Raw genomic sequence first — 19,175 nt, forward strand, 5'->3', positions numbered from 1 at the left:
GGCGTCAGACCGTGCCGAAGACCCGGAACGCCCGCGCCACGACGTCCTCCGGTCGGCCTTCGTCGTGTTCGGCCCACCAGGTGAGCGCGGAACTGCCGACGGCGGCGAGTGCGTGCGCCCGGACGACGGCGGCGAGTTCTCCGGCCTCCGGGTCACGGGAAGCAAGGAATCGGTGGATGTCGTCCGTGAGCGCGGTCAGACGCGGGTCGGAGCGAAGATCGAGCGCCGGGGTGGCATGGATGACACGAAGCCTCCGCCGCGTCACCTCGATCTGGTCGTCGGGGAAGACCGATGCGGTCACGTAGGCCGACCGTAGCGCTGTGAGCGCATCGTCGCCGTCGGTGAGCAGGGCGGCGCGGAAGCGCGCGACGAATTCATCGAGGCCGCCCCACACGAGTGATTGCTTACTCGGGAACAGCCGGAACAGGGAGCGCCGACTCACATCGGCTTCGCGCGCGATGTCGTCCATCGACACCGCATCGAAGCCCTTCTCGTCGAAGAGGCGCAGGGCGACGAGCGAGACGGCGTCCGGAGAGATCGTCCGCGGCCGACCGGGCGAAGGGGTCATGGCATCCTTTCGACACTCAGTGCTATAACGGTTCTGACGCACCTCGCGCCACCCGATCTCGAGGAGGAGTTCTCATGTCACTGTCGTCCACCGGACGTTTCGCCGGCAAGACCATCATCGTCACCGGAGCCGGATCGGGCATCGGACGCGCCACGGCCCACCGAATCGCGAACGAGGGCGGCCGTGTCGTCGCCACCGACGTGGTCGCCGAGCGCCTCGACGCGCTGACCGCCGAACTCGAAGGCCTGGACCTCGCCACGGTCGTGGGCGACGTCTCCTCCGTCGAGACGATCGACGCGCTCCTGGATGCCGCGGGTGACCGTATCGAAGGGCTCGCCAACGTCGCAGGAATCATGGACGGGTTCCTGCCGCCCAGCGAAGTCGACGACGCGACGTGGGACCGCGTGTTCGCGGTCAACCTCACCGCTCCGATGCGCCTCACCCGCGCCGTCCTGCCCCGGATGATCGAGGCGGGAGGGGGCGCCATCGTCACCGTCTCGTCCGAGGCGGGTCTGCGCGGCTCGGCAGCGGGCGCGGCCTACACCTCGTCGAAGCATGCCGTGATCGGCTTCACCAAGAGCGTCGCGTTCTTCCACGGCCCTCAGGGCATCCGCGCGAACGCGGTGGCGCCCGGCGCCGTCGCGACCAACATCGAGGCGCCGATGCGCAGCGCCTTCGCCGGGTCGCGCGTCGGTCCGATCCTGCAGACGATCGTGCCGCCCGTGGCGCAGGCCGAGCAGCTCGCCGCCGCGATCACCTGGCTGCTGAGCGACGACTCCGCCAACGTCAACGGCGCGATCCTGCCGAGCGACGGCGGCTGGTCCGCCATCTGACGCCCCCGGCGGCGGTGGCCCTCGCGTCGCCGTCTCGCCCATCGAGTGTCCAAGACACGCCGTTCGCGCCCACGCGCACGCGGCGTGTCTTGGACACTCGGCACCCCTTACGGCACGCTCAGCGGACGACGAGACGCGGTTCGACCAGCACGTGCGCCGCGCCGGCGGTCGCGGGACGCGGGGCCACGACCGTCCCGCTCTCCCCCATCAGCAGGTCCAGAGCACCGGATGCCACGCGCTCGGGCAGCTGCTCGACGCTGGAGAGTCCGAGCGCCTCAGCGGCGGGGGTGTTGTCGAAGCCGATGACGGGGATGTCCGCGCGCCCGGCGACCGCGGCGGCGAGGTGCGCGCCGATGGCGAGCGAGTCGCTCGCGCAGACGATCCCGTCCACCTCGGGGTCGCGGGCGAGGCCTTCGGCGAGGACGTCGCGGGCGAGGGCGACGTTGTCCTCGACGACCCACCGCGGGCCCGCGGCCGCGCCGACGCTCTCGCGCCAGCCCCGTTCGCGTTCATCACCTGTGCCCGACCCCGCGGGCCACCCCAGGAACGCGACGCGCCGGGCGCCCCCGGCCAAGAGGTGCTCGGTGGCCGCACGCGTCCCGGCGGCACCGTCCACGTCCACCCACAGGTGCGCGGGAGCGGCGACGTCGTCCTCGCCCCACGGCCGCCCGAACGACACGAACGGCAGACCGCGCTCGTTGAGCCACCCCGTGCGCGGGTCGCCGTGGAAGGTGCCGGTGACGACGACCGCATCCACCTCTCCGCCCTCGAGGAGGTCGCCGAGTCGGTCGATCTCCTCCTCCGCCGTGCGTGCGGCGTAGAGGAGGACGCGCATGTCGCGCTCGCTCGCGCGCTCGGTCAGGGCGTGGACGAACCGGTCGAGCACGACGCCGGCGATACCGCCCGCGTACGGATCGAGGTGGATGCCGATGGTGGAGCTGCGCCGCGTGCGCAGACGCCGCGCGGCCGCGTGCGGGCGGTACCCCAGCTCGGCGATCGCCGCCTCGACGCGCAGACGCGTGGCCTCGCGCACGATGCCGGGGGTGTTCACGACGTTCGACACCGTCTGCCGCGAGACCCCCGCGACCCGCGCCACGTCCTCGACGGTGGGGGCTTTCGTCATCCCGTCCTCCCGGTGTCTCGACGGTCATCGTAGGTCGGAGGCGACGGCTTGACAGCGCGGCCCGCCGCTCCGTACTTTAGTCGAACCAGAGTTTGAACGTTCAAACTTCTGGGCCCTCCGATCACATGCGGAGGGGTCGCATGCCTCATCGAAGGAGAGAGACACATGACACGGCACATCGCCCGCACCTGGCTCGGAGCCGGCGCACTCCTGGCCACCGGCGCCCTGACACTCACCGCCTGCGGTTCGGGTTTCACCGACTCCGGCAGCGCCGAGCAGTCCTCCGGCGGCTCGCTGTCGATCCTCATCGGGTCCTCGGGCGACGCCGAGACGCAGGCCGTCGAAGACGCCGTCGCGGCGTGGTCGAAGGAGTCCGGCGTCGACGCGAAGGTGCAGGTCGCGAACGACCTCCCCCAGCAGCTCTCCCAGGGCTTCGCGGCGGGCTCGCCGCCGGACCTCTTCTACCTCGCGCCCGACGCTCTCGCCGGCTACGCGGCGAACGGGTCCATCGCCGCGTACGGCGACGACCTCGCGAACAAGGCCGACTTCTACCCCTCGCTCGTCGAGAACTTCACCGTCGACGGCAAGTTCTACTGCGCCCCGAAGGACTTCTCGACGCTCGCCCTCGTCATCAACACCGACCTCTGGTCGGCGGCGGGGCTCACGGATGCCGACATCCCGAAGACGTGGGACCAGCTGGCATCCGTCGCCCAGAAGCTCACCACGGACGGCCGTGTCGGACTCGCGTTCGGCGCCGAGTACCAGCGCGTCGGCGCGTTCATGGCGCAGGCGGGTGGCGGACTGCTCAGCGACGGCACGGCCGCCGCCGACAGCGCGGCCAACGTCGAGGCGCTGCAGTACGTCAAGACGCACCTCAACGACGGGAGCTTCGCGTTCGCCTCCGACGTGGGCGCTGGCTGGGGCGGCGAGGCCTTCGGCACGCAGAAGGCCGCGATGACCATCGAGGGCAACTGGATCACGGGCGCCCTCACCGCCGACTATCCCGACGTCAAGTACACGGTCGCCGAACTCCCCGCCGGCCCCGGCGGCAAGGGCACGCTGCAGTTCACCAACTGCTGGGGCATGGCCGCCGACAGCACGAACCAGGAGAACGCGCGAGCCCTGGCCGAATACCTGACCGGCACCGACCAGCAGCTGGCGTTCTCGAAGGCGTTCGGCCCGATGCCGTCGATCCAGTCCGCCGCCGACGCGTGGTCGAGCGCGAACCCCGACCTGACGGCGTTCCTCGCCGGGGCCGAGTACGCCCAGTTCCCGCCGAACATCGCGGGTGCGGCCGACGTCATCACCGACTTCAACGCGCAGCTCGAGTCGCTGAAGACCGGTGACCCCCAGGCGATCCTGACGGCCGTCCAGGGCAACCTCGAGGCCATCGCCAAGTAGGCGCGACCGTTCATGACCGCTCTCACCACCGCGCCGCGCCGCGCCGGGTCCTCCCCCTCGGGGATCCGGCGCGGCGAGGCTGCCGCCGGCTGGCTCTTCACCGCCCCGGTGCTGATCATCCTCGGCGTGTTCCTCCTCGTCCCGGTGCTGATGGCGCTGTGGGTGAGCTTCTCCGACTGGACGGGTCGGGGAAGCCCGTTCTCGTCGAACGTGAACTTCGTCGGGCTGGACAACTACGCCGCCGTCACCACCGGCGGCGGCCTCGCCGAACGCGACTTCGGCACGGCTCTGCGCAACAACGCCTGGTACGTGCTGCTCGTCGTGCCGCTGCAGACGGCGCTCTCCCTCTTCCTGGCCGTGCTCGTCAACCGCGCCGTGCTGCGCGGTCGCGGCTTCTTCCGCACGGCGTTCTACTTCCCCTCCGTCACCAGCTCCGTCGCGATCACCGTGCTGTGGCTGTTCCTCTTCTCCACCTCGGGCGCGGTCAACGAGGCGCTGTCGTGGCTGGGGATCAATGGCCCCAACTGGTTCAGCGACCCGTCCGGCATCGTGCACAACGCCCTCGCGGCGATCGGCGTCGCGAACGGACCCGCCGCCCTGACCGGGAACACGTTCCTCGGCGTCTCGTGGTGGGACTGGCTGGGCGGTCCGTCCGTGGCGATGACGGCGTTCATCCTGATGGCGGTCTTCACGACCTCGGGAACCTTCATGCTCCTGTTCATCGCAGGACTGCAGAACATCGGCGGCGACGTCCAGGAGGCCGCGATGATGGACGGCGCGAACGGGTGGCAGCGCTTCTGGCGCGTCACGCTCCCGCAGCTGCGTCCCGTCCTCTTCACGGTGCTGACCCTGGGACTCATCGGCACCTGGCAGGTCTTCGACCAGATCTACACCGGCACCCAGGGCGGCCCCGGCAAGACCACTCTGACACCGGCGTACCTCAGCTACTCCTCGGCCTTCCTGTCGCAGCAGTGGGGGCAGGGCGCGGCGATCGCGTTCGTCCTGTTCGTGATCATCGTCGTCCTGACGATCGTGCAGCGGTGGGTGCTGCGCGAGCGCCCCGTGTCACGCCGTCGTGCACGGCAGTACGAGGTCCGTACGCCGAAGGGAGGGACGCGATGACCACCACGGCCTCCCCCGAGACCACCGTCGCCGCAGGACAGATCGACGGTGGCGCGCGCCGCACGCCCGCGAAGCACCGCATGTCGGGCAAGGCCCTGCGCTGGCAGATCGCGCTGTACGCCTTGCTGTGCGTGCTCGCGCTCATCTACATCTATCCGTTCCTCGTGCAGGTGGCGACCTCCTTCAAACCGGATGCCGTTGCCGCAGCCGATCCGATCTCGCTCGTGCCGCAGCCCTTCACGTGGGCCGCGTACGAGCGGCTCTTCCTGCGGTCGGACTTCCCGGTGTGGTTCGCCAACTCCGCGGTGGTGACGGTGTTCGTGACGCTCGGCCGCGTGTTCTTCAACTCTCTCGCCGGGTACGCTCTCGCGCGCCTGCAGTTCCGCGGACGCGGGATCGTGTTCGCCGCCCTGGTCGCCGTCATGGCCGTGCCGGCCGTGGTGCTCCTCATCCCGAAGTTCCTCGTGATCAACCAGCTCGGCATCTACGACTCGTACGCGGGCATGATCCTCCCCTTGTTGGTGGATGCCGCGGGCGTCTTCATCATGAAGAACTTCTTCGAGTCGATCCCGCCGTCCGTCGAGGAGCAGGCCCGCATCGACGGGGCCGGTACGTTCCGCATCTTCTGGTCCGTCGTGCTGCCCATGGCGCGCCCGGCGCTCATCACGATCGTGATCCTGTCCTTCCAGGGATCGTGGAACGAGCTGAGCCACTTCGTGATCTCGACCCAGTCGCCCGAGCTCACCACCTTGACCAAGGGCGTCGCCTCCCTCGCGAGCGGACAGCTCAGTCAGGGCAGCCAGTTCCCCCTCAAACTCGCGGCCGCGGCCATCATGACGATTCCGGTCGCCGTGGTGTTCTTCGTCTTCCAGCGCCGCATCATGAACGCCAGTGAAGGAGCCGTCAAAGAATGACCACCGCACCCGCCGCCCCGACGGACGCGGCATCCGCCCTCGCCGATCCCGCGCCGCTGCAGCCGCTTCTCAGCGACGCCGTGATCGTGCTGCGGGCCCCGACGCAGGTGTGGTCCGACCGCGACGGTGCCGTGGGCACGGCCGCCGTGCACGGGATCTACCACGGCGACGTCCGGCACGTCCGCGCGCTCACCGCGTCCTGCGACGACTCCCCCATCGAGTGGATCTCGACCGCACCCGACGGCCCCTCGCGGGTCGTGTTCGGCGGCGTCCTTCGCGGTGTCGACGACACGACCCCCGACCCCAAGGTGCGGCTGCTCCGCGAGCGCACGGTGGCCGACGGCCGGGTCGCCGAGAGCTGGACCCTGCGCTCCCGCGTGGGCACCGCCATCCGCACGACGCTGCGGCTGCTCTTCCAGCCGGAGTTCGCGCTGCTGCACGAGGTGAAGTCCGGTTACGCCCGGCCGCAGCCGATCGAGGTCGAGGTCGGCGCGGGATCGGCCCGCGTCTCCGCCGGCCCGCAGGGGCTGGAGCTCACCGCGGCCGGGGCCGAGGTGGCATCCGGTCCGGAGTCCGTCGAGGCGAGCTGGGCGGTCGAGATCCCCGCGTTCGGCGAGGTCACCGTGACGTGGGATCTCGCCCTGCGCGACGACACGCTGGTCGTCGGCGGCGCCGATGCTCCCGCCCGCTGGGACGTGGCGGCCGTCGCCGCCGGGGCCCACGACCCCCGCCTCGCCCGGTGGCTCACGACCGCGCTCGGCGACCTGGACGCCCTCCGTCTCGTCCTCCCCGACGATCCCGCGGATGAGTTCTTCGCCGCCGGTGCACCGTGGTTCTTCACGCTCTTCGGCCGCGATTCGCTGTGGGCGGCGCGTCTCGCACTGCCCCTGGACCGCGACATCGCGGCATCCACCCTCCGCGTGCTCGCCCGGCTCCAGGGCACGCTCGACGATCCGCAGACGGCGCAGGAGCCCGGCAAGATCCTGCACGAGCTGCGCGCGTCGTCACTCGAGATCCCGAGCGAGGGCATCTCCCTGCCGCCGCGCTACTACGGCAGCGTCGACTCCACTCCCCTGTGGATCTGCCTGCTCGCCGACGCGTGGCGCGCCGGCCTCCCCGACACCGAGGTCCGCGCGCTGCTCCCCGCACTCCGCGGTGCGCTCGGCTGGATCCGCGACAGCGGCGACAGCGACGGCGACGGTTTCCTCGACTACATCGACCGCCTCGGGACGGGCCTGGCGAACCAGGGCTGGAAGGACTCCGGGGACTCGATCCAGTGGCGGGACGGCACCCTCGCCGACGGCCCGATCGCGCTGTGCGAGGTACAGGCGTACGCGTACGAGGCGGCTCTCGCCGGTGCCGACCTGCTCGCAGAGTTCGGCGGCGAGCAGGATGCCGCCGACATCGACTTCTGGCGCGAGTGGGCGGCCGACCTGAAGACGCGCTTCGCCGCCGCCTACTGGATCGAGACCCCCGAGGGCCGGTATCCGGCCGTCGCCCTCGACCGCGAGAAGCGGCCGGTCGACACCCTCACGAGCAACATCGGTCATCTGATCGGCACGGGAATCCTGGATGCCGACGACGAGGCGCACATCGCGGAACTGCTGCGGCGGCCGTCGATGTCGAGCGGGTACGGCATCCGGACGATGTCCACCGATGCGGCGGGCTACTGGCCGCTGTCGTATCACGGGGGCAGCGTGTGGGTGCACGACACCGCGATCGCCGTCCACGGTCTGCGGCGCGCGGGTCTGCTCACCCCGGCCCGCGCGATCGTCGACGAGCTGCTGGATGCCGCCGAGGGATTCGCGTACCGCGTGCCCGAGCTGCACTCCGGTGACCCCCGCTCGGAGACCACGGCGCCGACGCCCTACCCCGCGGCCTGCCGTCCGCAGGCGTGGTCGGCCGCGGCCGCCGTGGTGTGCCTCACGGTCGTGGCCGCCACCGACTGACGCGTTCGGTGTCCAGCACACGCGGATGCCGCTCCGGCAGACCCGCGTGTCGTGGACGCTCGGTCGCCTCGCGGGGCGTCGGCGCGCGACGCCCGGGCTTCAGGCGACGGGTGCGACCGTGCCGTCGGTCAGCCGCACCAGCTCGTCGAAGGTCAGGGGGAACACCGTCTGCGGGGTTCCCCCTGCGGCCCAGATCCGCGGGTACGCCGCGAGATCTTCGTCCACGATCGTCGTGAGCGGCGCCGGGTGTCCGGTCGGGGCGACCCCGCCGATCGGCTGACCCGTCGCCGCCAGGACCTGCTCGGGCGTCGCCCGACGGATGCCGCCGCGCCCGAGCCGTGCAGCGAGTGCGGCCGTGTCGACGCGGTGCGCACCGCTGGTCATCACGAGCAACGGCTCGTCGTCGCTCCAGAACACGAGGCTGTTGGCGATCGCTCCGACCTCGATGTCGAGCGCCTCCGCCGCGAGGACAGCGGTGTGCGCGGCGGCGGGCAGCACCACGATTCCGGCGGTGATCCCCGCGCGCTCCAGCGCGGCGGCGACCAGACGATTGCGGGCGGAAAGAGACTCGCTCATCGCGCCAGCTTAGGGTGCTCGCCCCCACCGCCCCGGCGGGTCAGAATGGGAGGGGATGCCGCAACGCCGCGGCATCCATGACAGAGCCGCCCACAAGGCGACCGACCAAAGGAACGCGATGACCAACGCCCTTCCCCTGCCCGATTTCGCCCATGAGCGCGTGGAGGTGGTGACGGGACGCCGCAGCGGCCTGTTCATCGCCGTCGCCCTCCACTCCTCCGTCCTCGGCTCCGCCCTCGGCGGCGCGCGCCTGTGGACCTACCCGCGCTGGAGCGACGCCCTGGGTGACGCGCTCCGGCTGTCGGCCGCGATGACGTTGAAGAACGCCGCGGCCGGTCTCGACGCCGGCGGCGGCAAGTCCGTCATCGGCCTCCCCGAGGGCTCGGTGCTGGACGCCGATCGTCGTCGCGCCGCGTTCCTCGACCTCGGCGACGCCGTCGAGAGCCTGGGCGGCCTGTACCGGACCGCGGAGGACGTTGGCTCCACGACGGAGGACATGCTCGTCGTCAGCGAGCGCACCGCGCACGTCGTCGGCCTCCCCGACGCGGTCGGCGGGTCGGGGGAACCGGCGGGCCCGACCAGCCTCGGGGTCTACTCCTCGCTGGTGGCCACACTCGAGCGCGCCGTCGGCTCGGGCGACGTCGCCGGTCGCCGCATCACCGTCGCGGGTCTGGGTCAGGTGGGCGGCCGACTGGCCGCGCGCCTCGCCGCCGAGGGCGCCGTGCTCACCGTCACGGACGTCAATCCCGCCAAGCGCGCCCTGGCTGCCGAGTTGGGCGCCGCCTGGGTCGAGCCGGGCGAGGTGCACCTGGTGCCCGCGGACGTGTTCGTACCCGCGGGGATCGGCGGCGTCCTCACCGACGACGTCATCGAGGCGCTCGACGCGCGCGCCGTGTGCGGTCCGGCCAACAACCCGCTCGCCGACCGTTCCGGAGCCGACCGGCTCGCGGCCCGCGGCGTGCTCTACTCCCCCGACTTCGTCGTGAACGCCGGCGGCGTGATCTACCTCGACCTCGAGGCCAAGCGTCTCGGCTCGCGCGAAGAGATCATGGGCCGCGTCGCCGGGATCGGCGACACGCTCCGCCGTGTCTTCGACGAGGCGGATGCGCGCGGGGTGACGCCGCTCGCCGCGGCGGAGGGCCTGGCCGCCGAGCGCCTGCGCGTGGGCGCGGCGGCGAACGCCCTGGTCTGATCCCCCGTTGCAGCGAAGAACCCCGGAGGCCGTGGCATCCGGGGTTCTTCGCTGTGGTCAGTGTGCCGCGTCGTAGGCCTCGAGAATCGTCGCCGAGATGCGACCGCGGGTATTGATGGAATAGCCGTTCTCTTCCGCCCAGGTGCGCACGTCGCCGAGGTCGCGCGCGGAGCCGGAACGGGTCTTCGTCGCGCGCCGAGCAGCGGCGGGAACGGAACCGAGCGCACGACCCGCGGACACGAACGGCTCGAAGGCGGCGCGGAGCTTCGTGGCATTCTCCGGGGAGAGATCGATTTCATACGCGCGACCCTCGACCGAGAAATGAATCGTGGTTCCGTCGTCGATGACCGATCCGTCGAGATCGTCGATGAGTTGCGTGATCTGCTTTTTCGCCATGCTTGAGATTGTAGGACCGGAGCGTGCACGTATTCCGTGAAAGGTGGGCGACTTCACCCGATGAATAACCCCACCGAAGCGGTCAGTCATTCACGGAAGAACGTCCTGCCCCGCCCTCGATCGCGGTGATGCGGTGATCTTCGCCGTGCGACAGGTCGCGCGACAGGAAATCCTCGTCGAGGGGAAGCCGAAGCGAGAAGTGCGCGAATGCGGAAACGCTCAGAAGTGCGTCGTCGATCGTCACGTCCAGCACATGACCGCCCACTCGACGGTCTTCGCTGAGGAAATGCAGGTGCAGGCCCGCGACCGTGACGCCCTGATAGACACTCGGCATCCAGAATCCCACGATGGTGCCCGCGCGGCGCGCGGTCTCGGTCTCCACCTGCTCCGCGGCGACCTCCGCCAGGGGCCGGAGCGGCGGCTCCTGCCGGGCGGTGACGCGGGTGCGGACCCGTGCCATCACACCGTCGATCCGCACGGCGTGGAAGAGATTGCGGCTGAGCAGTCGCGCCTCGACGGCCGCGGTCAGCCCGTCGAGGTCGACGCCCGCGACCGCTTCCCTCGCAGGCTCTCCGAACGTGCACACGTCGACGAAGGGGAGCATCTCGTCGTCGCGCATGCGCCGCGGCGCCCGATCCACCGTGCATTCGAACGCTTCGCCGTCGATCACGAGGACTTCGCCGCCGAGACCCTCGCAGCAACCGATGCCGGTGTCACCCCATCGGAGCACGTCGGACACGAGGGCACCGGACGAATAGATGCCGCCGAGGAGCGCGTCGAGCACGGCGAACTGCGTCACCGCACCCGAATTCAGCGCGGCGAGACGTCCCGGGGGGAACGGGTTCGGATCCTCAGGAATTGGCGGCGCTGTAGGCGTCAAGGACCGTTGCCGGGATTCGACCCCGGTCACTCACGGTGTGTCCGTTCGCGCGGGCCCATTCACGCACGGCAGCGAGATCGATATCGCTGGCCCGGCGCGAAGAACGCGCACGACGGGGGGTGGAGTTCGATCGACCGACCGGGCGCGCCGCATCGACGAACGGCGCGACGGCCGCATAGAACTTGTCGGCGTTGCGGTCAGAGAGATCGATTTCGTAGGAACGACCCTCGACCGAGAAAGTGATCTGCTTTCCGTCGCCCTCTTCGAGGACGCTTCCATCGAGATCGTCAACCAGATGCGTGATGTGCTTAATTGCCATGGTGAGTGAATAATACACCTTTCACCTATTCCGCCCGCGAAGATCTCGGATGTGATAGCGCACGGCCGCCGCCGGAGCCAGCGATGGTCCGAACCCGGAGAACGCACTATCCTCCCGGGGTGGCGTTCGCTCCTGGAACGCCCCGACGAAGGAAGTGCCGCGTGAGTCTTTTCCGCACGAAGTCGGTGGAGCAGTCCATCGCCGATACCGACGAGCCGGAGTTCCGGCTGAAGAAGTCCCTCAGCGCCCTCGACCTCACGGTCTTCGGGGTCGGCGTCGTCATCGGCGCCGGTATCTTCACGCTGACCGGACGCGCCGCGCACGAAGTCGCCGGACCGGCGATCGTCCTCAGCTTCGTCGTGGCGGCGATCGCCTGTGGACTCGCCGCGATGTGTTACGCCGAGTTCGCGTCCACCGTTCCTGTGTCGGGCTCGGCGTACACGTTCTCGTACGCCTCACTGGGGGAGCTGTTCGCGTGGATCATCGGGTGGGACCTGATCCTGGAGATGTTCCTCGGGGCGAGCGTGGTGGCTCAGGGGTGGAGCGCCTACCTCGGCGCCTTCCTGGGCCAGCTGGGCATCGTCCTTCCCCCTGAGGTCTCCTACGGTGGCGCGATCGACCTTCCCGCCGTTCTGCTCGTCCTGGTCCTGGGCGGTCTGATGACGCTCGGCATCAAGGAGTCGCTGCGCGTCAACCTGGTCCTCGTGGCGGTGAAGCTCTTCATCGTGCTGTTCGTCATCGTCGCGGGCCTCATGTTCGTCAACCCGGCGAACTACCAGCCCTTCATCCCCGCGAGCGAACCGACCGAGGCTGCCTCGGGGCTCACGCAGCCGCTGCTGCAGTTCCTGTCCGGCCTCGAACCCGCGACGTTCGGCGTCGGAGGCATCCTCGCGGGCGCGGCGCTGGTGTTCTTCGCCTACATCGGGTTCGACGTCGTGGCCACGACCGCGGAGGAGACGAAGAAGCCGCAGCGCGACATGCCCATCGGCATCATCGCGTCGCTCGTGATCTGCACGATCCTCTACTGCGCCGTCGCCCTGGTCGTGACGGGCATGGTGTCGTACCGCGACCTCGACCCCGCCGCCGCCCTCGCCAACGCCTTCGTGTACCACGGGCAGGGGTGGATGGCGACGGTCATCTCCGCCGGCGCGGTCGCGGGGCTCACGACGGTCGTGCTGACCCTCCTCATCGGCGCGACCCGCATCATCTTCGCCATGTCACGCGACGGGCTGCTCCCCCAGCGCCTGGCGAAGGTGCACCCCCGGTTCCGCACCCCCTGGGTGATCTCAATCGTCGTGACGCTCATCGTCGCGGTCGTCGCGGGAGTGACCCCGGTGGGGGTGCTGGAGGAGATGGTCAACATCGGCACGCTGTCGGCCTTCGTGCTCGTCTCGGTGGGCGTCATCGTGCTCCGGCGCACGCGCCCCGATCTGAAGCGCGGATTTCGCGTGCCCCTGAGCCCTGTGCTCCCGATCCTCTCTGCCCTCATCTGCACGTATCTGATGCTCAACCTGTCGGTCGAGACGTGGTTGCGGTTCCTGATCTGGCTGGCGCTCGGCTTCGTCGTGTATTTCGCCTACTCGCGTCGACACGCCCGCATCGGCACGGGAGACTTCCTCGATCCGTCGAAGCCCCGGGTGGTCGCCCCGCCGAAGCGGTAGCGCCTCGAAGACCCGTGCCACGCCTCCGTCCCTGCCGTGGCACGGGTCGGGTCCGGTCGGGAGCCGTCGCATCCGTCGCCCAGGGTGGGGGAAAACGACCATCGTGTTCCGGGGGGCTTCATGGGGATCGCACGAACGTGGGTCTTTCCGATCCTGCGCATGCTTCTGGTGGCGATCATCGCCACCGCGCTGATCAAACTGGCGTTCTTCCCCGACGGCCCGGCCGAGGCCGACCCGGCGCAGCCGACGGGGACCATCGTGGAGCCGCGCGTGCCCGTGACATCGGGCACGATCACCAACGACGTGGTGATCACGGCGACAGTGTCGGCCGACCCGGCGGTGCCGCTGAGATCCACGGCGGCGGGTACGGTCAACAAGATCTTCATCGCCCAGGGTGCGACGGTCGCCGCCGGAGACGTGGTCTTCAACGTCAAGGTGCCCATCGAGCGGGATCCGGCCGACAGCGTGGATGCCGAGGGCAAGCCGAAGCCCGCGATCTTCCGCTACGAAGACGTCGAGGCCCCCATCGCGGGGACCCTCAGCTCGCTGTCCGTCATCGCGGGGGAGGAACTGGCGATCGGGACCGCCGCCGGGAACGTCGCTCCCCCGACGTTCTCGGTCTCGGGCAGCCTCGAGCCCGCCCAGCAGTACCGTCTCCTCAACCGTCCGGGTGACGCGTCGGTGACCATCACCGGCGGCCCGGCCGCGTTCACCTGCACGAACCTCCGGATCACGACCCCTCTCGCCGGCAGCTCACAGGACGACGCCGCCTCGTCGACGGGCGGGGCCGCGGCATCCGGGAGCACGGCCGGATCCGCCACCACGGCGACGTGCGCCGTCCCGGGTGACGTCACGGTGTTCGCCGGCCTCGCGGCGCAGATGACGATCTCGGGCGGCACCGCCGAGAACGTGCTCGTGATTCCCACCACCGCCGTCCGCGGGGCCGCGCAGAGCGGCACCGTGTGGGTCTCGACCCCCGACGGGGCGGCCGAGGAGCGCGCGGTGGCCCTCGGTCTCACCGACGGCACGCAGGTGCAGATCACCGACGGCCTCACCGAGGGCGAGGAGATCCTCGAGTTCGCCCCGGGGGCGATGGCGACCGCTCCGGACGGCTGTACGACGTACCCCGACGGATCGATGTACTGCGAATCGACCCCGCAGCCGTGAGCCTGCTGGAGCTGCGTGAGGTCACTCGCACGGTCCTCCCGCCGGACCAACCGGCGCTGACGATCCTGTCGGGAGTGGACCTCACGATCGAGCCGGGCGACCACGTGTCGATCGTGGGCCGCTCGGGCTCGGGGAAGTCCACGCTGCTGAATCTCCTGGGCCTTCTGGACCTGCCCACGAGCGGCGAGATCACATTCGACGGCGCGCCTGTCCGCCGCCTGTCGACGGCGCGCCGCGACCGGTTGCGGGGCGCGGCGATCGGATTCGTCTTCCAGCAGTTCAACCTGCTGCAGGGGCGCACCGCGCTCGAGAACGTCACGATGCCGTTGCTGTACTCCAGCGGCCGGACGTTCTGGCGGCGCACGAAGATCGCGGCCGAGATGCTGGACCTCGTGGGCCTCGGACACCGCCTCCACAGCATGCCCGACCGCCTGTCCGGCGGTGAGCAGCAGCGCGTCGCGATCGCACGGTCGCTCGTGCGCGGTCCGCGGTTGATCCTCGCGGACGAACCCACCGGCGCCCTCGACCTCGACACCGGGCAGAGCGTGATGGAGCTCATCGACGACGTCGCCGAGCGCACGGGCGCGGCCCAGGTCATCATCACGCATGACCCGATGATCGCGCGCCGCGCCCGTCGGCACTTCCGCCTCGATCGCGGCATCCTCACCCCGGTCGACGATCCGACGCTCGAACCGCGCACGCGACGCGAGGTGCGCGAGATGGCGCCGGCCGATGCCGTCGACGCCGCCCCCGAGGGGACGGACTGATGCGCGCGGTGTCGAGTCTGGTCGGCTCGCTGCTCGAGGCGTGGCAGGAGGTGCGGGTCCACCGCACCCGCGTCCTGCTGTCGCTCATCGGAGTGGCCGTCGCGGTGTGTTCGCTGACGACCGTCGTCGCTCTCGGCGCGATCGTGCAGCAGGCGAACCAGGAGATGAGCGAACGGCAGAGCGGTCGCCCCGCGAGCCTGAACGTCTCGGCGTTCCGGTCCGACGGCCAGATCGATCCGGCGCGGATGGATGCCGCGTGGACCGACGTCGTGCAGCGCTACGGCATCTCCTACGCGACGCGCGCACAGCAGACGTCGCAGATGGTGCCGTTCATCAGCGGCATCGCACAGGTCCCGACCCAGGCGGTCGACCAACCGTACGGTGAGATGCACCGGGTCCGGATGCTCGAGGGCGAGTGGTTCACTCCGGCGGATGCGGAGCAGTTGGCGCCGCGGCTCATCGTCAACGAGGTGTTCTGGGACCGGATGGGCCGCCCCGATCTGTCCACCCACCCCGTCGTGGCGTTGGGCGGACAGGCGGTGCCCGGCGCTGCGTCCGGGATCCCGGCGGGCGGGACGACCGCGGTCGTCGTGGGCGTCACACCCTCACCGACCTGGGACACGCAGCCGTCGATGTTCATGCTCGCGGACCAGGCGCAGGCGGTGCAGGATGCCGCGATCGGCCGCGGCGGAGCGGACGCGGCAGCGGCTTCGCCGTACGGCGGAGCACCGCAGTCGCAGTACGAGATGTGGGTGCCGCCCGAGTTGGCCGACCAACTCACGACGCTGGTCACCCGCGACCTCACGGCAGCGCTCGGAGACGGCGCACAGGTGAACGTGGGCCGCCAGGACTGGGCCACCTACGGCGACGACCCGTTCCTGGTGACCAAGATGGTCGTGATCGGCATCGCCGTGCTCGTGCTGCTCCTCGGCGCGCTCGGACTCGTCAACATCGCCCTCGTCACGGTCAAGCAGCGCGTACGCGAGATCGGCATCCGACGCAGTTTCGGCGCGACGGGAGGCCGGGTCTTCTTCGCGGTGATGATGGAGAGCGTCGTGGCCACCGTCGTGGCCGGGGCCGCGGGGGTGATGGCATCCATCCTCATCGTCCAGTCGCCGTGGCTGCGCGACCTGATCGGTCAGGGGATGGTCAGCGACTTCCCGCCGTTCCCCGTGGACGCCGCGATCACCGGACTCGCTGCAGCCACCGCGGTGGGGGCGCTCGCGGGCCTGCTGCCCGCGCTCGTCGCGGTGCGGGTGAAGGTCATCGACGCGATCCGCTACTGAGCGCGGAGGTCGGCTGCGATCGCCGCGCCGTGGTTCGGGGGCCGGTCGTCGCCCCTGGGCGTCCCCCAACTTCCCCGCCCGGGGGCCTGGAACACCTGAGCATCGAAGACCTCATCCGAACGGCGGGCCTCCCCCGCAGCACGTTCTACCGGCTCTGGCCTGCGAAGGAACGATTCTTCGCCGACCTCCTCGTGGAGCTCGCGACGGTCTCCGACGCCCACGACGCGATGTTCTACCCTGAGACCCAGGTCGCCGCGAACGAGGTGATCGAGGGCAACCTGCAGCTGCTCGGCTCGCACGGCGGCCGCGTGGCCGTTCTACGGGAGGCCGTCCGCGTCGCGGTTCGCATGAACTTCGAGCACTTCAGCGCGTCCGTCGGGTGGCGGACCCACGTCACCCTGATCACGTCGGCCGGCAGTCTCGTCGACGAGGACACGCGCGGTCGCCTGGTCGCCGCACTCCAGACCACCGAGAAGGCCTTCATCGAGCGCACGGCCCAGTTCTACGGGAGCGCTCTGAGCGCACTCGGGTTCTCGTTCCGCCCCGGCGCGACGGCAGAGCTGCTCGCGGGCCTCGGCGCGTCCGTGGTCGAAGGACTCGCGCAGCGACGCCTGGTCAATCCCGACCTGACCGACACGATGATGCTGCTGCCCGGACTCGACGGCCGGCCCGTCCCCTGGCATCCCGCCGCCCTCGGGTTCTGGGGGGTCCTCGAAACGCTGGTGGATCTCGAGGAGCACGAGGGTGGAGACCACGACGGAGGGTGACCGCACAGTCCCGCCGCTGCGCTCCCCGTCGCTACGGGACCAGGCCGAGGCCGACCAGGCCGCTCTCGTGCGCTAGGCGGAGCTACACGAGGCCGAGCGAACGTCGAACCCGCCGAGCACCGCACGGAGGGCACCGCGCGGCCCGCTGATCGTGCAGCGAGCTCCTTCGACGCTCACAGATTCGTGGAGACGCTGACCACGGACCAGGGTTCGACCACGACCTCCGCACGTCCGTCGACGATCTGCACGAGTTCTTGGCGAGGCTCGACCGCCGCTCGGTGGGAAGCACGATCCGCGGAGACGGTGTTCGTCGACTCCGGCGCAGCGGACAGGACGACCAGCTCCGCCATGCCCGACGAAACACCGGCGACGCGGAGCCGAACCCGCTGCGGGGCGGCACCGACGTTGACGATCTTCGTGTGCGTCTCGAGGTCGTCACTGGACGCCGAGACGAACAGATCGGCGGGGAGATCCGCCGACACCGTCGCGATCCGAGAACCCAGACGCGTCCCGAAGAGCTGCTGGACCAGATAGTTCGGTGTGGGCACGACCGTGAGCGGAGTGAAGTCGATGAGGTTGTGCATCCACTGGCTGCTGCCGACGAGGTTGAACAGGGGCGCGTAGCAGGTCATCGCCACGACTTCCGCGTTGCGCTCGACACCGGTCAGGAAGGCCGCCTCGGCCACCGCGGTCTCCCAGCTGTTCGCCGGGATGGCGCTCGTCTGGATCTGAACCGCCTCCGTTCCGGGCGCCGCAGGACCCGCCGCCGAGGGCGAGGCGTCGATGAGGAGGGCGGGCTCGTGCGCGGCGTACTCGCCGGCGAAGACCCGGGCACCTCCGCGCGGGTAGGAGTCGTAGCGGTCCACCGACTCGATGAACCACTCCGGCGACTTGTAGAAGTGCTCATCGACGGCGATGTCGGCGCGGGCGCCCACGTGGTCCCAGGACTGCTCGAACTCGGGCCCGTCGGGGTTGGCGCCGCTGGAGATCACGGAGAGCATCCCGGGGCGGTGCGCGTCCACCGCGGCCTTGATGCGATCGAAGCGCTCCAGATAGTCGGCACCGTGGTTCTCGTTACCGATGCCGATCATGTTCAGCGCGAAAGGCTCGGGGTGCCCCGCCGCGGCGCGCAGCGCCGCCCATTCATTGGTCGTCGGGTCACCCGTCGCCCACTCGATCATGTCGATGACGTCCTGGATGAGCGCGTCGAACTCCGCGCCATCGGCGGGGACGGCCTCATCCGTGCGGAACTGGCAGCTGAGGCCCGCCCACACGATCGGCATGGGCTCCACGCCCAGGTCCTCGCAGAGGAGGAAGTACTCGTAGAAGCCGACCTGCATCGACTGCGTATAGTCGCCCGCCGTCCGCATCTGGCCCCACATGTTGAACTCGGATTTCCGCCCGCTGACGGGGCCGACGCTGTGCTTCCACTTGTAGTGCGTGTCGCCGCCACACCCTTCGACCAGGCATCCGCCGGGAAAGCGGAGGAACGTCGGGTTCAGATCGCGGAGGGCCTCGACCAGGTCACGGCGCAGCAGACCCTGGCTCCAGCGGGGATCCCCTGCGCCCCAGTGGTCCTCGGGAATCAGGGTCACCTCGTCGATGTCGATATCGCCGACGCCGTCGATCACGATCTCGAGATACCCGATCGCGGTCTGCGCCGGAGTGAGAACGGCCCGCACGGTCGCCCACCCGGATTCCGACACCTCGACATCGGTCGTGGCAACCAGATCACCGGATGCCGAGAACACACGGACCGCGACGGTTCCGTCGAATCCGTCGGCGCGGATCGCTGCGGTGAACGCCAGTGCGACGCCGATCCGCAGACCCATCCCGGGACGTGATCCCGGATAGCCGTTGTTCACCATCCGGACGCGGCCGTCGGCGTGGACGCGAGCGAAACGCCCCCCGTCCACCGCGGCTCGGTCCGAGGAGGCGGAGACCTCGCCCCCTCGGACCGTCCAGTGCAGCAGAGGATCGATCCGTCGCCCGGCCGGCGCGATGGCCGGCATCCCCTCCGCCGCCACCCCGCGCTCGAGGTAGACGCCCTCGAAACTGTGGTTGCTGACGAGATTCGCGTTCAGTCCGCCATCGACACCGAAGTTGATGTCTTCGAGGAACAGGCCGAACAGCGTCGGGCTGACCGCCGGAGCGGTGGGCGAGGTCGTGACGGTGACGTCGACGACGCGCTGTTCCTGGTCGATGGGAGCGAATGCGGTCTCGTGGGACATGGTTCCTTCTTCGGGGAGGCGGT

The 19,175-nt window shown here is 70.1% G+C and carries 18 protein-coding genes; 11 read left to right on the top strand and 7 right to left on the bottom strand.

Annotation, left to right across the window (positions count from 1 at the left end; genetic code table 11):
* Positions 1–4: 4 nt before the first annotated feature.
* A complete protein-coding gene (locus tag BW982_RS13150; protein WP_076493998.1) occupies positions 5–568 on the bottom strand; it encodes a TetR family transcriptional regulator in 564 nt (187 codons plus the stop codon).
* A gap of 74 nt (positions 569–642) precedes the next feature.
* Between BW982_RS13150 and BW982_RS13155 the strand changes: the two genes are divergently transcribed.
* Complete coding sequence (locus BW982_RS13155; protein WP_076494000.1) at positions 643–1,401, top strand: SDR family NAD(P)-dependent oxidoreductase; 759 nt, start codon at positions 643–645, stop codon at positions 1,399–1,401.
* Positions 1,402–1,519: 118 nt separating this feature from the next.
* Here the strand turns inward: BW982_RS13155 and BW982_RS13160 are convergent, their stop codons facing one another.
* Positions 1,520–2,524 carry a LacI family DNA-binding transcriptional regulator gene (locus BW982_RS13160; protein WP_076494001.1) on the bottom strand — a complete coding sequence of 335 codons (1,005 nt, stop codon included), beginning with the start codon at positions 2,522–2,524 and terminating at the stop codon, positions 1,520–1,522.
* A 165-nt stretch (positions 2,525–2,689) separates the two neighbouring features.
* On the opposite strand from BW982_RS13160, the gene BW982_RS13165 reads away from it, so the two are divergent.
* From BW982_RS13165 to BW982_RS13180, 4 genes are all read left to right on the top strand, one after another.
* Complete coding sequence (locus BW982_RS13165; protein ID WP_076494003.1) at positions 2,690–3,925, top strand: sugar ABC transporter substrate-binding protein; 1,236 nt, start codon at positions 2,690–2,692, stop codon at positions 3,923–3,925.
* Between the two features lie 12 nt (positions 3,926–3,937).
* On the top strand, positions 3,938–5,047 hold the full coding sequence (locus tag BW982_RS13170; protein ID WP_076494005.1) for a carbohydrate ABC transporter permease: 1,110 nt from the start codon (positions 3,938–3,940) through the stop codon (positions 5,045–5,047).
* A gap of 80 nt (positions 5,048–5,127) precedes the next feature.
* A complete protein-coding gene (locus tag BW982_RS13175) occupies positions 5,128–5,961 on the top strand; it encodes a carbohydrate ABC transporter permease (RefSeq protein ID WP_254845610.1) in 834 nt (277 codons plus the stop codon).
* Positions 5,958–7,910: a glycogen debranching N-terminal domain-containing protein gene (locus tag BW982_RS13180; protein ID WP_076494008.1), complete on the top strand. Its 1,953-nt coding sequence runs from the start codon at positions 5,958–5,960 to the stop codon at positions 7,908–7,910. Before BW982_RS13175 ends, BW982_RS13180 begins: the two co-directional genes overlap by 4 nt.
* A gap of 99 nt (positions 7,911–8,009) precedes the next feature.
* On the opposite strand, the gene BW982_RS13185 is transcribed toward BW982_RS13180, so the two are convergent.
* On the bottom strand, positions 8,010–8,486 hold the full coding sequence (locus tag BW982_RS13185) for a YbaK/EbsC family protein (protein WP_076494010.1): 477 nt from the start codon (positions 8,484–8,486) through the stop codon (positions 8,010–8,012).
* A 118-nt stretch (positions 8,487–8,604) separates the two neighbouring features.
* Between BW982_RS13185 and BW982_RS13190 the strand changes: the two genes are divergently transcribed.
* Entirely contained in the window at positions 8,605–9,678 is a 1,074-nt protein-coding gene (locus tag BW982_RS13190; RefSeq protein WP_076494011.1) for a Glu/Leu/Phe/Val dehydrogenase family protein, read from the top strand.
* Between the two features lie 57 nt (positions 9,679–9,735).
* On the opposite strand, the gene BW982_RS13195 is transcribed toward BW982_RS13190, so the two are convergent.
* Genes BW982_RS13195 through BW982_RS13205 form a run of 3 tightly spaced genes read right to left on the bottom strand, consistent with a single transcriptional unit; the run spans position 9,736 to position 11,273 of the window.
* Entirely contained in the window at positions 9,736–10,164 is a 429-nt protein-coding gene (locus BW982_RS13195; RefSeq protein WP_254845597.1) for a histone-like nucleoid-structuring protein Lsr2, read from the bottom strand.
* Complete coding sequence (gene budA / locus BW982_RS13200) at positions 10,157–10,873, bottom strand: acetolactate decarboxylase (protein ID WP_254845598.1); 717 nt, start codon at positions 10,871–10,873, stop codon at positions 10,157–10,159. Before budA ends, BW982_RS13195 begins: the two co-directional genes overlap by 8 nt.
* A 52-nt stretch (positions 10,874–10,925) precedes the next feature.
* The gene (locus tag BW982_RS13205) at positions 10,926–11,273 is read right to left on the bottom strand and encodes a histone-like nucleoid-structuring protein Lsr2 (RefSeq protein WP_076494015.1); all 348 of its coding nucleotides are present in this window, start codon (positions 11,271–11,273) and stop codon (positions 10,926–10,928) included.
* A 161-nt stretch (positions 11,274–11,434) separates the two neighbouring features.
* On the opposite strand from BW982_RS13205, the gene BW982_RS13210 reads away from it, so the two are divergent.
* The 5 genes from BW982_RS13210 to BW982_RS13230 all read left to right on the top strand — a co-directional run bounded on the left by BW982_RS13210 (position 11,435) and on the right by BW982_RS13230 (position 16,921).
* A complete protein-coding gene (locus BW982_RS13210; protein WP_076494016.1) occupies positions 11,435–12,934 on the top strand; it encodes an amino acid permease in 1,500 nt (499 codons plus the stop codon).
* 120 nt (positions 12,935–13,054) lie between these two features.
* Entirely contained in the window at positions 13,055–14,101 is a 1,047-nt protein-coding gene (locus BW982_RS13215) for a permuted SH3 domain-containing protein (protein ID WP_076494018.1), read from the top strand.
* Entirely contained in the window at positions 14,098–14,868 is a 771-nt protein-coding gene (locus BW982_RS13220) for an ABC transporter ATP-binding protein (protein WP_076494020.1), read from the top strand. The genes BW982_RS13215 and BW982_RS13220 overlap by 4 nt, the downstream gene beginning before the upstream one ends.
* Entirely contained in the window at positions 14,868–16,154 is a 1,287-nt protein-coding gene (locus tag BW982_RS13225; protein WP_083696692.1) for an ABC transporter permease, read from the top strand. The genes BW982_RS13220 and BW982_RS13225 overlap by 1 nt, the downstream gene beginning before the upstream one ends.
* Positions 16,155–16,183: 29 nt before the next feature.
* Positions 16,184–16,921 (top strand): TetR/AcrR family transcriptional regulator, encoded by a 738-nt coding sequence (locus BW982_RS13230; RefSeq protein WP_139327452.1) that lies wholly within the window; start codon positions 16,184–16,186, stop codon positions 16,919–16,921.
* Positions 16,922–17,094: 173 nt separating this feature from the next.
* On the opposite strand, the gene BW982_RS13235 is transcribed toward BW982_RS13230, so the two are convergent.
* Complete coding sequence (locus BW982_RS13235; protein WP_076494024.1) at positions 17,095–19,152, bottom strand: alpha-L-arabinofuranosidase C-terminal domain-containing protein; 2,058 nt, start codon at positions 19,150–19,152, stop codon at positions 17,095–17,097.
* Positions 19,153–19,175 lie beyond the last annotated feature (23 nt).

This window comes from Microbacterium sp. RURRCA19A, assembly GCF_900156455.1.
In the GTDB taxonomy this organism is placed as follows: Bacteria; Actinomycetota; Actinomycetes; order Actinomycetales; family Microbacteriaceae; genus Microbacterium.

Excerpts from the sequence above, each read along its gene's own strand:
- BW982_RS13150 (WP_076493998.1), bottom strand. The coding sequence starts at position 568 with ATGACCCCTTCGCCCGGTCGGCCGCGGACGATCTCTCCGGACGCCGTC.
- BW982_RS13155 (WP_076494000.1), top strand. The coding sequence starts at position 643 with ATGTCACTGTCGTCCACCGGACGTTTCGCCGGCAAGACCATCATCGTC.
- BW982_RS13160 (WP_076494001.1), bottom strand. The coding sequence starts at position 2,524 with ATGACGAAAGCCCCCACCGTCGAGGACGTGGCGCGGGTCGCGGGGGTC.
- BW982_RS13165 (WP_076494003.1), top strand. The coding sequence starts at position 2,690 with ATGACACGGCACATCGCCCGCACCTGGCTCGGAGCCGGCGCACTCCTG.
- BW982_RS13170 (WP_076494005.1), top strand. The coding sequence starts at position 3,938 with ATGACCGCTCTCACCACCGCGCCGCGCCGCGCCGGGTCCTCCCCCTCG.
- BW982_RS13175 (WP_254845610.1), top strand. The coding sequence starts at position 5,128 with ATGTCGGGCAAGGCCCTGCGCTGGCAGATCGCGCTGTACGCCTTGCTG.
- BW982_RS13180 (WP_076494008.1), top strand. The coding sequence starts at position 5,958 with ATGACCACCGCACCCGCCGCCCCGACGGACGCGGCATCCGCCCTCGCC.
- BW982_RS13185 (WP_076494010.1), bottom strand. The coding sequence starts at position 8,486 with ATGAGCGAGTCTCTTTCCGCCCGCAATCGTCTGGTCGCCGCCGCGCTG.
- BW982_RS13190 (WP_076494011.1), top strand. The coding sequence starts at position 8,605 with ATGACCAACGCCCTTCCCCTGCCCGATTTCGCCCATGAGCGCGTGGAG.
- BW982_RS13195 (WP_254845597.1), bottom strand. The coding sequence starts at position 10,164 with ATGACTGACCGCTTCGGTGGGGTTATTCATCGGGTGAAGTCGCCCACC.
- BW982_RS13205 (WP_076494015.1), bottom strand. The coding sequence starts at position 11,273 with ATGGCAATTAAGCACATCACGCATCTGGTTGACGATCTCGATGGAAGC.
- BW982_RS13215 (WP_076494018.1), top strand. The coding sequence starts at position 13,055 with ATGGGGATCGCACGAACGTGGGTCTTTCCGATCCTGCGCATGCTTCTG.
- BW982_RS13225 (WP_083696692.1), top strand. The coding sequence starts at position 14,868 with ATGCGCGCGGTGTCGAGTCTGGTCGGCTCGCTGCTCGAGGCGTGGCAG.
- BW982_RS13235 (WP_076494024.1), bottom strand. The coding sequence starts at position 19,152 with ATGTCCCACGAGACCGCATTCGCTCCCATCGACCAGGAACAGCGCGTC.